The following is a 15,099-nucleotide window of genomic DNA, read 5'->3' on the forward strand; positions in this document are numbered from 1 at the left end:
TTGTGGTACGCATCACGTGAAAGGTTTTAGAAATGACGGTCCTTCAGACAGAGACGTCCAATGGCCAGGTTTTGTACGGTAAGCAGTCCAGGCTGGCCGTGGACAACTTCGGCACTTCCGGCCGCACCGTGGCCGAGGTTCCCGCGTTCGTGCGGAACTACGCGCTGGTGAAAGCGGCAGCCGCACGATCAAACGCCAAGCTCGGTGTCCTCGCGCCCTCGATCGCAGAGGCCATCGAGGCTGCGTGTGGTGAGATTATCGCCGGCGAGCACGCAAGCCAGTTCCCTACTGCGCTTGTCCTTGGTGGGGGTGGGACCACTACGAACATGAACTTCAACGAAGTCATCGCCGCTCGCGCGTCCCAGATCGCGGGGCTTCCTGTGCACCCCAACGATCACGTCAACGCGTCCCAGTCGACCAATGACACTTACCCCACAGCGATGGCGTTGACCATCAGGGAGCTCTCCCTGGGCCCGCTGGAGGCCCTTGCTGCCCTGGCCCAGGCTTTCGAGGACAAAGCTGCCGAATATGAGACCACCCAGCGGCTCGGGCGGACTTGCCTCCAGGACGCCGTGGTCCTGTCGGTGGGCCAGACCCACAGATCCCACGCGACGGCCATCCGACGGGTAGCCCAGGGGTTGAAGGCTGCAACAGCTGAACTGGATTCCATTCCGATCGGGGCCACCGTCCTGGGTACCGGCGTCGGAGCGCCGGATGACTACCGCGATCTGTGTGTAGAGGATCTCAGCGAAGCCACCGGACGGCAGCTCGCAGGATCAACGGATCTGGTCGACGCCCTGGCCCACCTTGACCCCTATGCGGCGATCGCCTCGGCCGGGTCCCGGGCCGCGATCACCATGGCCAAGATCGCTGCCGACCTGCGGTTTCTCTCCTCCGGCCCGGGCGGCGGAATCAGCGAGGTAACACTCCCGGCAGTCCAAGCCGGCTCCTCGATCATGCCCGGCAAGATCAACCCGGTCATCCCGGAATTCGTCATGCAACTCAGCTACCGCATCCGCGGCGCCGCCCACACGGTCGAATGCGCCGTCGCAGCCGGTGAACTGGAACTGAACATCATGGAACCAGTCATCGTTGACTCCATCCTGAACATTTTCGAGGACCTGAGCGCCAGCGCCTCCACCTTCGCGCGCAAATGCATCGAGGGCCTGACTTGGGACGGCGCCCGGCTCCACGAAAACATCAACGCAGGCTTCGACAGCTGGGTCGTCATGGCAGCCGAAAACGGCTACGACGCCACCACCCAGGAAGTAAAGAAGGCCCGCTCCACCGGAACGGAGGCAACCCGATGAGCGCCGCAACCGCCTCAACGAAGTACGAGGACATCCCCCTGAACCGGTTCCACGTCCGTGTCGCCATCGCAGGATCCGGCGGCCAGTTCAGCGACGGCTTCGTCCTGGGCATCATCGGCATCGTGCTCGCCTCCGCCAAACAGGACCTGCAACTCACGCCGCTCCTGACAGGTCTGCTGGGCGCGGCCACTCTGTCCGGGCTCTTCCTCGGCGCTGTTATCACCGGCCCCATCGCAGACCGGATCGGCCGCAGCCCGATCTTCCGCTTCGACATGCTCTTCATAGCTTGCCTGTCGATCTCACAATTCTTCATCCAGGACGCCTCGCAGCTCCTGGCCATCCGGTTGGTCATCGGCATGATCCTTGGCGCCGACTACGTCGTCAGCAAGACCCTCGTCACCGAACACGCGCCGCGCCACTTCCGCGGCAAGCTGTTGAGCCTGCTCGCCGTCGCCTGGGCTGCCGGTTACGTCTTCGCCTACCTGGTAGGGTTCCTCCTCTCCGGTCTCGGGGAGGAACCATGGCGGTTCATGCTGATCGCCAGCGCCATCCCTGAACTGATTGTCTTTGCCTTCCGCGTTGGCATTCCCGAATCCCCGCTCTGGCTCCTCCTCAAAGGCAAGACAAGCGAGGCTGCCGCGATTGTTGCCAGGATCGCCGGCCCGAACGTTGAAATGCCGACTGTGCCCGTGGCCGCAGCAAGGAAGCAGTCCCGCTACCGGGAACTCTTCACCAGCCAGCACCGCCGCCGAACAATCGTTGGCGTGGTCTTCTACGTCTGCCAAGTCATCCCCTACTTTGCCCTGGGCACCTTCGCACCACAGATCATGGCCGCGCTCGGCGTCACCAACAGCCTCGCCGCAGGAGCGACTTACAACGTCTTCCTCCTCACCGGTGCCATCATCGGCATGATCATCGTCGACCGTCTCTCCCGCCGCCTGTTCCTCATCGGCAGCTTCTTCATCGGAGCCCTCTTGCTGGCGTCGCTGGTCATCCTTTCACCCTCAAGCACAGTCCTGGCCGTCATCCTCTTCGCAGCCTTCGCCCTCGTCCTCGCCGCCGCCGCGAACCTGGAATTCATCTACCCGCCGGAGCTGTTCCCCACGGAAATCCGCGCATCGGGCCTGGGCATCGTCACAGCAGGCAGCCGCATCGGCTCAGCCGCCAGCACGTTCCTGCTACCCCTCGTCCTCGCGGGCCTCGGCATCAACGTCGCGCTCTTCTCCTGCGTTGCCGTCCTCATCATCGGCGGACTGGTCTGCTGGCTCTGGGCACCAGAAACCCGGAGGGAATCACTCGTCAACCTCGACAGGACAGCGAGCACAAAGCAACCTGCAGCGCGTCTTTAGAATTCACGACGGCGGGGCCGCACCCGAAGGTGGGGCCCCGCCGTCGAACGCAACGTGCCCCTTCCCTTACACGGAAGGGGCACGTTCTGCGTCGGTGCACCAAGATCGTCCGATCAAGCGGTGTCAATCTCTCTACGCAGACCTCGACCGGGCCGTCAATGCCTTCTTCACCGTTGGTTTCACCTTCTCCGGGCAGGCCTGTAGGACTCCACGGTCAGACCTGGGGGCCACCCCGACCTGACGCCCCACAACCGCCCGGCACCCACGCCGCCACGCTGCGTTCAAGAGGCCTTGTCACCAACCGGCACAGCCACAGACTGCGTCCGCACTGGAAGCACTCTGGGCAGGAGGATCGCTGGAAGCACCGCAGCGCCGATGAGGAGTATCCAAGGCCCTCCTGCCCACCCGCCGTTCTCTGCCCAGTGCCGGAGTTGGCCTATAGCGGCGTTGCCCAGCAGCACGGCGATGCCGCCGCAGCTGGCGGCGAGCCCATAGTAGGCGCCCCGCCCCGCTGTGTCCCCAGATGTCAGGAATCCGGGAATGGCCGCCAAGATGGTTGGCCTGAGGGTCATATGGCCAAGAATCAGGAGGACCACCACCACTACGAGGGGAACAGCCGAAGACCCGGCTACCTGCCCGTAGCACGCGGCGGTAAAGGCAGCGGCCAGCAGCAGGAAACCCACCGGCATGGCCCGTGACTCACCGATGCGGCGCACGGCTGCGGAAACGGGCAGTTGCAAGACGATCGTGAGCGCAGAAGCAATGAGGAAGAGTACGGCGAGCCACGAACTATCCAGTCCTTGCCGGTCCAGCTCCAACGGTATGAGGAAATACAGCTGGTTGTAGGCGAGCATGTTAACGCTGGTCAGGGCACAGAACGCGACGAAGCGGCGGTTGCGCAGGCAATCGAGAGCGCGGTGGCAGCCGTGGCTGTTCGCAGCGGCTTCAGGTGTGCGGGCTGCGTTGGGTGGAAAGGACGGCAAGCGGATCCAGAGGACCACGGTGAACACGGCGAACACGGCGATGCCGAGTCCGAGCGTGGCGCCGAAGCCCCAGCCCATCAGTGCCGCGCCGAGCAACGGTCCCAGGACCGCACCGATTTCTCCGGTGATGGCCAGCCACACGAAAACAGAACGCGGCCGGGTTTGCCCCGGCGTCAGTTTCCTGTCGACCTCCAGATCGGCCCGGGAGAGGTGTGATTCCAGGGCCGGGGAAAACATTGCGCCGCCGGCACCGGTGAGGATCGCGCCCACAAGGAACAAGGGGAAATCAGTAGCAGCTGCCAGCGTGGCGTAACCGCTGATGCGGACCAGGCACCCCAGGAGCATGGCGCGCTTGGTACCCCACCGGTCGGCCAGGAGTCCGCCCACCAGGAACATGCCCTGCTGACTGAAGGTCCTCGCACCCAGGACAAGCCCGATAGCGGCGGCCTGCATCCCAAAGTCGTCGCGCATGGCCACGGCGAGGAAGGGGACCACAGCGTAGAAACCGATGTTGAACACCAGTTGGGCGGCCAACAAAGTCCGGGTGTCCTTGGTGCCGGGCAGGGTTCTCATGCGCCGGGACCTGGTGCGGTTTGCGGTGCGGATCCGGGGCGAGGCGAGGTCGCGGCAAGGAGTTGTTTGCTGTGTTCGTGTTGGGGCCTCGCGAAGAAGTCCGTGGTGGAGGAAACCTCTACGAGCCGGCCTTGGTGGAGGATGGCCACCCGGTGGCTCATGTAGCGGATCACGTTCAGGTCGTGGGAAATGACCATCAGGGTCATGTCCTTGTCCCGGTGGAGCCGGATCAGCAAGTCCAGGATCTTCTTTTGGGTGACGGTGTCCAGCGCGGACGTAGCTTCGTCGCAGATCAGCACACTGGGCTTCGTCAGGAGGGCGCGGGCGATGGTGAGCCGTTGCAACTGGCCGCCGGAGCATTGGCCGGGGTACCTGTCGAGGATCTCCGGGTGGAGCTCCACGTCCCTGACTGCCTGTTCCACCTCAGCCGTGCAATCACCGCCGGAGAGTCCCCGGCGGTTCAGCAGCGGTGCTTCAAGGCTTCGGCGAAGGGTCAGCCTTGGGTCGAAGACGTCGTGGGGTTCCTGGAAGACCAACTGGATGCCGCCGTCGGTGGTGTCCCTGATGGTTCCGGCGTCCGGTGCCCCGAGCTGGACGAGGAGGCGGGCCATGGTGCTCTTCCCGGACCCGGACTGGCCAAGCACGCCGAGAACTTCGCCTTGGCGCAATTGCAGGGACACATCGTCCAATGCCGGGGAGGCCTTCCGGTGGAAGCGTTTGGTGACGCGTTGAAGGTCCAGGACCACGCGATGCTCGACGGCGGTTGCGGCGCCTTCCGCGCGCACGAGGGCAGAGGCGGCCACCAGGGCCTTACTGGTGTCGGTCCGGGGTGTGCTGAGGACTTGCTTGGCGGTCCCGGTTTCCACGATCCTGCCACGGTCCATGACGATCAGCCGATCCGCGAAGGCAGCAGCGGTGGAGAGATCGTGGGTGATGTACAGGACGCCGAGGCCACGGTTGTGGCGCTGGCGGTCGATGAGTTGCAGGATCTGGCGTTCCAGGACTTTGTCCAGGGCAGAGGTCGGTTCGTCGGCGAGCAGCAGGCCGGGCTGGCCAGCCAACGCAACGGCCATCATGGCACGTTGGGCCATGCCTCCGGAGAGCTCGTGAGGGAAGGCCGCGGCAATGGCGGCCGGATCGTCGAACCCAACTTCGGCCAGCAGTTCAAGGGTGGTGGCCTTGGCCTCGCTGCGGCGTATGCCGCGATGGAGCTTCAGCGGCTCAGCCACATGGCGGCCGATCCGCAGGCGGGGGTTGAACATCCGCTTGGGCTGTTGGTGCAGCATCCCGATCCGACCGCCACGAACCCTGTTGAGTTCGGTTTCACTGGCGTTCACAAGGTCGGTTCCGCCCAACGTGATGGCTCCACTGTCAACGCGGACCTGGTGGGGGAGCAGGCCCATCACCGCCCGGGCGGTCATCGTCTTCCCGCTGCCCGAGGCGCCGACGATCGCGACGAATTCACCCGGTGCCACGGTCAGGTCGACCGAGCGGAGGATCGGGTCCGCTGTTCCCTCACGCGTGCCTGGGCGGTGGTGGCTCACGCTGAGATTCTCGACGACGAGTGGTTCAGGCATGCGATGGCTCCTGTTCCGGTGCCGTGGGCAGCGATGGCGCGGGGCGCGTGGAGGACCTGAGTACGTGTTGGCCGATGAGGGTGACGGACAGGGCCACGGCAAATATGACGAGCCCAGGTGCCAGGATGGTCATGGGTGCCCGCAGCGCGTACGGTTGGGCTGCCGCCAGCATGGACCCCCAGTCAGACTGCGGGGGCTGTACTCCCAGCCCAAGGTAGGACAGGGCTCCGACGTTGATCAGGAACTGTCCGAACCGGAGCGTGGCCTGCCCGAGCAAGGGCCCGGCGAGGTGCGGAAGGATGTGGCGCCTGACGATGAAGGCCGGGGAGCAGCGCAGCACCTGGGCTGCCTCGATGAAACCGCGGGCTGAAACGTCCAAGGTGAGCGCACGGGCCAGCCGGGCGAAGGGGGTCCAGCCGGTCAGCGTCAAGGCCAGCAACAGTGAGTGGTAGCCGGTGCCGAGGGCAGCCACCAGGAATAACGCAATGACCATCTCGGGCAAGGCGAGCAGGACGTCATTGGTTCGCGTGAAGAACTCATCGATCCATCCGCGCCTACGGGCGCTGAGCACGCCGACGGCGGTACCGATCACCGCCGTCGTTATGGTGGCGAGAGCGGCGAGCGTCAGGGAAAACCGGCCTCCGTCCAGCAACCGGCTGAGGACGTCGCGCCCCAAGTGGTCCGTGCCCAACCAATGGATTGCACTGGGAGGGGCCAGTCTTGCAGAAAGGTTCTGGGCCTCGGGAGCGTAGGGCATGATCCACGGGGCGAGGAGGACGGCCAGGACAACAAGAGCCGGCAGGGATGAGGCGATCCACAACCTTTTGGGGAGTTTAGGCAAGGGAGTGCCTCATTCGGGGATTGAGGATGGTGTGGACGAGGTCCGCCGCTGTGGTCAGGGTGACGGCCAAGGCCACGATCAGGACCACGGCACCCTGGGCTACGGGGATATCGCTGTTGACCACGGCGTCAAACAGCAGTCTTCCCATGCCGGGTATCGCGAACATGACCTCCACGATCACGGAGCCACCCAGCAAGCCTGCGAACCACACTGCAACCAACGTGGTCAGCGGCAGCAGGCTGTTGGGGATCACGTGCCGCCACATGGTTTGTGCCGCGGTTACGCCTCGGCTGCGTGCCGCGCCGACATGTTCGGCCTGCATCGCCTCCAACACTCCTTCCCGCACGGCGGAGGTGAAGTAACTGGTGGGCCGCAGGGCAAGGACGGCCACTGGAAGGATCGCCGAGGCAGGGCCGGCCCAACCCGCAGACGGCACCAAGGAGAGCTGCAGCGCGAACACCAGGACAAGGACTGGCGCCAACCAGTATTCGGGGATGGCGATGAAAGCCTGGGTCAAAGCCGTGATCACCCGGTCGGCGGTCCGTCCGTGTCGGATCGCGGACACGACGCCAAGCACGAGGGCAAGCACTGCTGCCGTTCCCAGGGCCAGGATGACCAGCGTGAGCGTGATGCCGAAAGCCGGGAAGACCTGATCCGCTACCGGTGTCCGGCTGGTGTAGGACAACCCCATGTCCCCGGTAACCAGGCGTCCCAGCCAACGCAGGTACTGGGTCCAGAGCGGATCGTTCAACCCGAGTTCGGCGGCCAGCGCGGTGACGGCGGAGTCGTCAATGATTTCCCCGGAGACGCGTGAGCGAATGATCTTCCGTACCGGATCGCCGGGGGTTACGTACGGGATCAGGAATACGGCGAAGGAGGACAAGAGGACAGCGGCTGCCAGAGCGGCCGTCCTCTTGCCGACGAATGCCATCATGGGCGCCACAACCAGGGGACGGGTAGTGCCACAACGGTCAGGAAGCGGGTTTGGCTGTGCTGCTGCGGACGACGTAACGGGCCAACGGGTCCTGGGTGTGGCCCTGCACATCGGCACGGACGGCGTCGATGGCTTGTTCGTTCACCAGCCAGACGTTTACTGCCTGGTCGCGCAGAATCGTTCCGGCTTCTGAGTAGAGCTTGTAACGCTCTTGCGCATCAGTGGTCTTTGCCGCCTTGGCGATAACGGCGTCGTATTCCTTGTTGCAGAAGTGGCTAAGGTTGTAGGTTCCCTCGCAGGTGTAGTCGGCCGTGAGGAATCCGATGGGATCGGCAATGTCGATCAGCCGGTTGCGCTGGCTCAAGACCATGTCGTACTTCCCGGCGAGCAGATCCGGTTCGACGGCGGCATATTCCTTGGTCACGATGCTGACCGGAACACCCACGGCCTTCAGGTTGTCCTGGATGACGGTGGCGACATCGGCAAACTCCGCGCGTTCGACAATGGCAATGACCTCGAGCGGGCGGTCGGCCGTGTAGCCGGCCTCGGTGAGCAGCTTCCGGGCGTTCTCCACATCGAACTTCGGAGCTCCCGAGGCCTCGGTTGCCCACGGTTCAGACTGGGCGAACGGTCCGGTGGACGCGACTGCCGCACCCTCATAAACGCTGGCTGCCAGGGATTCAAGGTCAAGTGCCGACGTGATGGCCTTGCGGAAGTTGACGTTGTCGAACGGCGCCTTGGCGTTGTTCATGTAGAGCGTCGCCGTCCGCGGAGAGTCAGCTTTGAGGACCTTGACGTTCGGGTCCGTTTCCAAGGAGGACAGCGCGGAGACCGGGATCGACATCGAGATGTCGGCTTCGCCCGTCCTCACCTGGGTGGCGCGGGTGGCGCCGTCGGTCACGAACCTGACCTCCGCCCCTGCCAACTGGACTTCCCCACCCCAGTACGATTCGTTGCGGTCCAGCGTCAAAGACTGCTTGGCCTTCTCCGAAACGGGAGTGAAGGGTCCCGTGCAGTGACCGAACGGGTCGACTCCCTGCCCGGTGAAGGCGGCGGGGGAGAGGATGCCCGTGTTGACGCTGGCCAAGCGATAGGGAACCAGCGGGCTTTCGGTGGGGGTGGTGATCCGCACGGTGCGCTGGTCAACGGCCTTGACCGAACTGACCACCTTGGGGTTGAAGGCGCGCGCCGGAACCGCGGCCTTCAGGACCTTGTCCAGCGACCCGACCACCGTGTCAGCCGTCAAGGTGGTCCCGTCCTGGAATTTCACTCCTTCGCGGACGGTGAAGTCCCACTCCAGCGGCGAAATCTGCTTCCAGTCAGTAGACAGGGAAGGCGCGATCTTGCCCTGCGACTCGTCGTACCGGGTCAGTGTTTCCAAGCAGCCGGAGAGCGAGAGGATGTAGGCAGCGTCGCTTTCGAGGGCCCAATTCGCTACCGGGGCGCGGAAGTTGTCGACGACGATGCGCTGGTTCTTGTCCACGGCGGGCGCTGACCCGGACGACGCGGTCCCCGTAAAGCCGCAGCCGGACAACGACAGGACCGCCACAAGCCCTGCGGACAGGGCAGACGGAAACGAAAAACGCATGAAACCACCTAAGGTACGGGGAGCCTGCGAACGGGGGCAGGCGAAGTTGGGGCAGCCCGGGTGCGCAGGGCCAGAACTAAGTGTAGGCTGCCCTAACTTTCAGACCAAAGAAGTGGTCAACCAACTTCCTTCATAAACGAACGCCAATGAGACCATCCCCACAATTCTCCAGCCCCTACCCCTCCGCCACCGCCGGGGCGTTCCGGAAGTGGCCGACGGCGATGAGTACGGCCCCGGCGACGGCCCAGCAGGCCAACACCAGCCATGGGAACGCTGCCGATGCATCCGGGAAGTAGGAGAGGTCCCTCAGCAATGTTCCCGAGGCGCCGGGCACCATCCATTGGCCCACGTCACCCCAGGGTGCGGGGAGGAATTCCTTGGGCTGCGTCAGCGACGAGAGAGGGTTGCCCACGAACAGGGTGATGACCGCTCCTACCGCGATGCCCGCCCGCCCGATCAGTGCGTTGAGCCCCACGATGATCGCCGCCGTCGCAACAACGCCGAGGCCGATCGCGCCGGCGTTCGCCCAGTAGCTTCCTTGGAGGGTATGGAACCAGCCCTGCAGGATACCTGCGAGTCCCAGGCCCGCGATGACGCCGTACGCCAGGATCGCGCCCAGCCGGCGCCAGGTTCCGGAGACAAGAAGGGAGATGAGGACGCCACCGATCATGCCGCCCATGGCGAGGGGCAGGCCGGCGACGGCAAGGCCCGTGCCGCGTGGGTCGTCGGACGAAAGAGGCACGACGTCGGTGACGGCCACCTGGGGGACTGCTGCGGGCTGCGTGCCCTGCGCGGACTGGGGCGGGGCACCGGTTGCCGCGCCTAGGGCCGCCTGGGCCAGGGCGGCCTGAAGCTTGGCGATGACTTGGGCCTGGATCTGTGACTGCATTTGGGCGCCCATTTGCGTCAGTGCTTGGGATGCGACCGGGCTGCCTGCACTGGCCACGAGGATCTCCGGAGAAGTGCCGAGGACGATCGCGCCATACACCTGGCGTTGCCTGATGAGGTTCACGGCGTCGTCGCGGCTGGAGGCCGTGCGCACATCGAGGGCGCCTGCTGGTGCCTGTGAGGTGATCTGGGCGATCTGCTCTGCGCTGCCGACGGCGGCAACGGGCAGGTTCTGGACCTTGGCGGTGACGCTTGGCCAGGCAAAGGCCAGCAGGACCGTGCAGACGGCGACGGCGGCGAGCAGGGCGGTGCGGAGTGCGTGGGGCCACGGGGTATGGGTACCTGTTGGTGGCTCCTGACGGTGCTCCGGGGCTGCCGTGCGTTCGGTGGTGGCGGACATGGTGCGTCCTCTCGGGATCGTGCAAAAAGAATGTTCGTTCTTCATTTTCGACCCCCACCAGCGAAACGTCAAGAATGATCATTCGTTTTCTTTTCCGGTACGGTGGACCCATGCCGAAAGTCAGCGAGGAACACCGTGCCGCAATGCGGGAGCGCATCCAGCGGGCCGCGCTCGCCTGCGTTGCCGAGAAGGGATTCTCGAACGTGGCCATGGGGGACATCATCGCCAAGGCCGGGCTCTCCGCCGGAGCCGTCTATGTTTACTACCGCAGCAAAGAGGAACTGATTGTCGACGCCGGCAGGCGGGTCTTCGAGGAACGCATGGCGGCACTCGAGCGCCTCGGCGCACACCAACCCGTCCCACCGCCCCAAGACGCCGTAGTAGGGCTCATGACCGGCCTGATGGCCATGGACTTCTTCCCGGATGTCGCCGTGCAAGTGTGGGGCGAGGCCGTCCGGAATGACCAACTTGGCAAAGTGGCGCAGAACATCCTCGTCCAAATCCGAGGGCACCTTGAGAACTACCTGGAGGCGTGGATCCGCGCATCGCGGCCGGAGGAGGACGCCGAGGCCACGGCCCGGTGCCTGGCCCCGGCCGTCATGGGGCTGATCCAGGGCTTCGCCATCCAGTCCGCCCTTGGCAAGGAAGGCACCGGCCCGGACTACCTCAAGTCCGCCCGGGCCATCCTCGCAAGCCTCTAAGCCCGCGTCCGGTGCGGAAAACGAACCTCAACGCAGCGCACCAAAGCCTCTCCCCTTGGCGCCCCCGGACTCCTATGATCCGTGTATCTGACTCACAAACCTGAGGGGTGCACGTGACTGAAGCAACGCCCAACGAACAAGTGGTGCAGCGGCTGATCGACTGCATCAACGCGCGCGACATCGCCGTCATGGACGAACTCTTCCACGACGACGCGATCATGCACTGGCCCCAATCCGGCGAGGTGGTGCGTGGAGCGGAGAACCGACGCGGAATCTACAACGCGTTCCCGCAACTGCCCACCATCACCCCGCGAAGGATGACCAGCGGCGGAGACCTGGTGGTTGCCGAGGCACTGCTGGACTATGCCGGCCCGCAGTACCAGACGGTGTTCATCTTCGAATTCCGGGACGGCAGGATCGCCAAGGAAACGGCCTATTGGAGCGAAGCCTTCGAAGCACCGGAGTGGCGGTCAGCGTGGGTCGAAACGGAGTAGCCCTCAACACGCCACGACATTGACGGCGAGGCCGCCGCGCGAGGTTTCCTTGTATTTGCTCTTCATGTCCGCGCCGGTCTCGCGCATGGTCTTGATGGCGGTGTCCAGGGACACGTGGTGGATGCCGTCCCCGCGCAGGCTGATCCGCGCCGCATTGATGGCCTTGTTGCTGGCCATGGCGTTGCGTTCGATGCACGGGATCTGCACCAGGCCACCCACGGGATCGCACGTCAGGCCGAGGTTGTGTTCGATGCCGATCTCGGCCGCGTTCTCCACCTGCAGCGGGGTCCCGCCGAGGATTTCGCACAGGGCACCGGCGGCCATGGAACAGGCGGAACCAACCTCGCCCTGGCAGCCCACCTCTGCACCCGAAATGGACGCGTTGGTCTTGAACAGCACGCCGATGGCCGCAGCGGTCAAGAGAAAACGGACCACATGGTCTTCAGAGGCGCCCGGAACGAACTTCATGTAGTAGTGCAAAACGGCGGGAATGATTCCGGCGGCACCATTGGTGGGTGCGGTGACCACGCGGCCTCCGGTGGCGTTCTCTTCGTTCACGGCCAAGGCAAACAGGTTCACCCAGTCCACGGCGCGCAGGGGATCGGTGGCGTCGTCTTTGGTCTGCAGGTCGGCAAAGAGACGCGGCGCACGACGGCGGACCATCAGGTTTCCGGGCAGGTGCTCTTCCGTACGGCTACAGCCGCGCGACACACACTCCTTCATGGTTTCCCAGATGCGCAGAAGCTCGGCGCGGGTATCTTCTTCGCTTCGCCAGGCGCTTTCATTGGCCAGCATGACGTCGCTGATGGACATGCCTTCGCGCTCGCAGTGGTCCAGCAGTTCCTGTCCGTTGCTGAAGGGGAAACGCAACGCCACGGCGTCCTGCTGCGTCTGCCCTACGGCGTCCTCGTCCACCACGAAACCGCCGCCGACGGAGTAGAACACCCGCTCGGAGACAAGGTTTCCCTGGCCGTCGAAGGCCTGGAAGCGCATGCCGTTGGGGTGGGCCGGCAGGGACTGGCGCATATGCAGCACCACGTCCTTTGCCCGGTTGAAGGAGACCATCCGGCGTCCGGCCAGGAGGATCTTTTTCGCTTCCGTAGCCTCGGCCACCATGCGGTCCGCGGCCATGGGGTCAACCGTTTCCGGGAGTTCGCCCATGAAACCGAGGATCACGGCCTTGTCCGAGCCGTGTCCCTTTCCAGTAGCCCCCAGCGAACCAAACAGTCCGGCGTGAACCCGATCAACGGCGTCGAGCTTTCCGTCCTGTTCCAAGGCGTCGACGAAGGTGCGGGCCGCGCGCATGGGACCCACGGTGTGGGACGACGACGGGCCGATGCCGATCGAGAACAGGTCGAGGGCGCTCAATGCCATGGGATCCTCCAAGGGAGCAATAGGGGCTGGGTTCCCTTTCAACTGTGGAGGGTGGCGGCGCGCGCGTCCATCGGGAATTAGTGAAACAACCGTCAAGCTGCGCTTAACGATCAGGCCGTGGGCCGGGCCTCGGTGGCGATCCGGAGTTCCTCGATGACAGCGGCTATGGCGGGAGCGGCCTTGCCCGCGGCCCGGTACAGGATGATGATGTTGCGGCCGCAGCTCGGATCGACGCGGCGGACCTGGAGATCCTGGGTCTCGCGGCCAAGATTCAACTCGCTCATCAGGGCCACCCCGAGCCCGCCACGGACCAGGCCCAGCGTGGCCATCAGGTTCCGGCAATTGGCGATGACTTTGGGAGTGAAGCCGGCTTCGCGGCACGTCTGCAGCACGAACCGTTCAAAGACGCTGCCTTCCTGGTCCAAAATCCAGCTTTCATGGGCGTAGTCGGGGAGCCTGACGGGAGTGCCGCTGTCCGGCACGGGCCGGTCCCGGGGCAGGACCAGGATGATCTCGTCGCGGGCCAAAACGGTCTTTACCAGGCCCTCGTCCTGGATTTCGCTGAGGTCGTCCACCACGGCAATATCAATGTTTCCGGCGCGGAGTTGGGCCACGCTTTCGGACGGTTCGAGGTCGGAGATGGTGACGTCCAGCCTCGGGTAGGCCGCCTGCAGGGACATGACAGCCGAGGGAAGCACGGTGCTGCAGAAACTCGGGAACGCGCTGATGGCCAGGCGGCCGCGGACGTCGGTCTGGAATTTCTTCAGGGTGGCTTCGGCGGCTTCCACTTCCGAGGCGATCCGGCCAAAGTGCTCCACCAGCAAGGCGCCCGCCTCGGTCAGCCTGACCTTCCGGCCCGTCCGGACCAGCAGCGCGAGGCCGGCCTCCTTCTCGAGCACGGCCAATTGCTGGCTGACGGCTGAGGTCGTCATGTGCAGCTTGGCGGCGGCGGCGGTCATGGTGCCCTCAAGCTCAAGGGTCTTGAGGATATGCAGGCGTCGGATGTCCAGCACTGACCCTCCCTTCGGTTTAGCTCTACTTAACCGCACTCCTTGCTACGGAGTGAAGGGATGGACGAACCCGAGCGTGGCCCTGCCCGCGTCATCAATGACATGGCCCAGGTGTTTGCTCATCCGGAAGACCACGCTCCTGTCCACGATCCGGGCGCTCGGAACCGCCGCCTCAAGGGCCGCCTCGAAGCGCATCACGTCGGTCATTTCCCGCAGCCAGACGGCCACCACCAGGTTGTATTGGCTGGCCACGGCCAAGGCCGTGCGGGCCTCCGGAATCTGGGCCATGAGCCCGCGCATTTGCTGGATGTGCTTGGCTGCGGTCCGCACGAAGTACCAGGCGTAGACGGGCCAGCCGGTGACACTGCGGGCTACATCCGTGCGCAGCCGCAGCCGTCCGTCGGCCCGCAGCCGGGCCAGTCCGTCCGCGACGCGTTGTTCGCTGAGCCCGTGTTCAGCGGCGATGCGGCTCACGGGACGGCGCCCGTCCTCCAGCAGGCAGTGCCGGAGGGCGTATTCGACGTCGGGATGTACAGACCGCGGGGCCCTGGCGCGCGGGGGCTTGGGCTTGGCCACCTTGCCCGCCTCTGCGGGCGTGAGCGCACGCAACCTCCAGGCCGAGGCTTCCATGATCATTTCGGTGACCAGGTGCGTCTGCGTGTTCCGGACGCCATCCAGGGCGCCGATTTGGTTGGTCACCACGTCCCAGATCGCCAGAGGATTCTCCCCGAGGCACGTGGCCAGCAGGTCCCGGCCACCCGAGGTGTGGTCCAGGGTCATCACAGCCGGAATCTTTATCAGCTCCTGCGCCACCTTCGCTGTGTGTTGGGGCATGCAGGTGATGTCCACCAGGGCACTGGCCCCTTCGGTGAAGATCCCCGTCACCCAGGCAAGTCCTCTTTCCCGGAGGGATTCCCAGCGCCGCGAAAGTGTCACCGCGTCCACGCCGAGGAGGGGCGAAAGCTCGGCCCACGAGGCCCGGCCTTCGATCTGCAAGGCATGGATGATGCGCTCTTCAAGGGGATCGAGCATGTATTCCTGCATATCAGCAAGATAATCCATGGAAAGCTTCAATTT

The 15,099-nt window shown here is 64.7% G+C and carries 13 protein-coding genes; 4 read left to right on the forward strand and 9 right to left on the reverse strand.

All coding sequences use genetic code 11. The annotated features are described in order from the left end of the window. The first annotated feature begins 32 nt into the window (after positions 1 to 32). Positions 33 to 1,310: a lyase family protein gene (locus tag ACIPY3_RS08960; protein ID WP_400332747.1), complete on the forward strand. Its 1,278-nt coding sequence runs from the start codon at positions 33 to 35 to the stop codon at positions 1,308 to 1,310. Further along, positions 1,307 to 2,659, forward strand: coding sequence for an MFS transporter (locus ACIPY3_RS08965; RefSeq protein WP_400332749.1), 1,353 nt, complete (start codon positions 1,307 to 1,309; stop codon positions 2,657 to 2,659). Before ACIPY3_RS08960 ends, ACIPY3_RS08965 begins: the two co-directional genes overlap by 4 nt. A 281-nt stretch (positions 2,660 to 2,940) precedes the next feature. Here ACIPY3_RS08965 and ACIPY3_RS08970 read toward each other — a convergent pair whose 3' ends face one another. The 6 genes from ACIPY3_RS08970 to ACIPY3_RS08995 all read right to left on the reverse strand — a co-directional run bounded on the left by ACIPY3_RS08970 (position 2,941) and on the right by ACIPY3_RS08995 (position 10,443). Next, entirely contained in the window at positions 2,941 to 4,215 is a 1,275-nt protein-coding gene (locus ACIPY3_RS08970; RefSeq protein WP_400332752.1) for an MFS transporter, read from the reverse strand. Further along, positions 4,212 to 5,792: an ATP-binding cassette domain-containing protein gene (locus ACIPY3_RS08975; protein WP_400332754.1), complete on the reverse strand. Its 1,581-nt coding sequence runs from the start codon at positions 5,790 to 5,792 to the stop codon at positions 4,212 to 4,214. Before ACIPY3_RS08975 ends, ACIPY3_RS08970 begins: the two co-directional genes overlap by 4 nt. Then, entirely contained in the window at positions 5,785 to 6,633 is an 849-nt protein-coding gene (locus tag ACIPY3_RS08980; protein ID WP_400332756.1) for an ABC transporter permease, read from the reverse strand. The genes ACIPY3_RS08975 and ACIPY3_RS08980 overlap by 8 nt, the downstream gene beginning before the upstream one ends. Continuing rightward, positions 6,626 to 7,567 carry an ABC transporter permease gene (locus ACIPY3_RS08985; protein WP_400332758.1) on the reverse strand — a complete coding sequence of 314 codons (942 nt, stop codon included), beginning with the start codon at positions 7,565 to 7,567 and terminating at the stop codon, positions 6,626 to 6,628. Before ACIPY3_RS08985 ends, ACIPY3_RS08980 begins: the two co-directional genes overlap by 8 nt. Positions 7,568 to 7,604: 37 nt before the next feature. Then, positions 7,605 to 9,155: an ABC transporter substrate-binding protein gene (locus ACIPY3_RS08990; RefSeq protein WP_400332760.1), complete on the reverse strand. Its 1,551-nt coding sequence runs from the start codon at positions 9,153 to 9,155 to the stop codon at positions 7,605 to 7,607. Positions 9,156 to 9,330: 175 nt separating this feature from the next. Beyond that, a complete protein-coding gene (locus ACIPY3_RS08995; RefSeq protein WP_400332762.1) occupies positions 9,331 to 10,443 on the reverse strand; it encodes an ABC transporter permease in 1,113 nt (370 codons plus the stop codon). A 110-nt stretch (positions 10,444 to 10,553) separates the two neighbouring features. Between ACIPY3_RS08995 and ACIPY3_RS09000 the strand changes: the two genes are divergently transcribed. After that, positions 10,554 to 11,144: a TetR/AcrR family transcriptional regulator gene (locus ACIPY3_RS09000; RefSeq protein ID WP_400332764.1), complete on the forward strand. Its 591-nt coding sequence runs from the start codon at positions 10,554 to 10,556 to the stop codon at positions 11,142 to 11,144. A gap of 113 nt (positions 11,145 to 11,257) precedes the next feature. Beyond that, positions 11,258 to 11,638, forward strand: coding sequence for a nuclear transport factor 2 family protein (locus ACIPY3_RS09005; RefSeq protein ID WP_400332771.1), 381 nt, complete (start codon positions 11,258 to 11,260; stop codon positions 11,636 to 11,638). A 3-nt stretch (positions 11,639 to 11,641) separates the two neighbouring features. Here ACIPY3_RS09005 and ACIPY3_RS09010 read toward each other — a convergent pair whose 3' ends face one another. The 3 genes from ACIPY3_RS09010 to ACIPY3_RS09020 form a co-directional block, all read right to left on the reverse strand. Continuing rightward, positions 11,642 to 13,012, reverse strand: a complete 1,371-nt coding sequence (locus ACIPY3_RS09010; protein WP_400332774.1) for an L-serine ammonia-lyase — start codon at positions 13,010 to 13,012, stop codon at positions 11,642 to 11,644. Positions 13,013 to 13,122: 110 nt separating this feature from the next. Then, positions 13,123 to 14,025 carry a LysR family transcriptional regulator gene (locus ACIPY3_RS09015; protein ID WP_400332776.1) on the reverse strand — a complete coding sequence of 301 codons (903 nt, stop codon included), beginning with the start codon at positions 14,023 to 14,025 and terminating at the stop codon, positions 13,123 to 13,125. 42 nt (positions 14,026 to 14,067) lie between these two features. Then, complete coding sequence (locus tag ACIPY3_RS09020; RefSeq protein WP_400332779.1) at positions 14,068 to 15,084, reverse strand: Lrp/AsnC family transcriptional regulator; 1,017 nt, start codon at positions 15,082 to 15,084, stop codon at positions 14,068 to 14,070. Positions 15,085 to 15,099 lie beyond the last annotated feature (15 nt).

Origin of the sequence: Paenarthrobacter sp. NPDC089714 (assembly GCF_044748905.1) — a bacterium.
Taxonomy (GTDB): Bacteria; Actinomycetota; Actinomycetes; order Actinomycetales; family Micrococcaceae; genus Arthrobacter.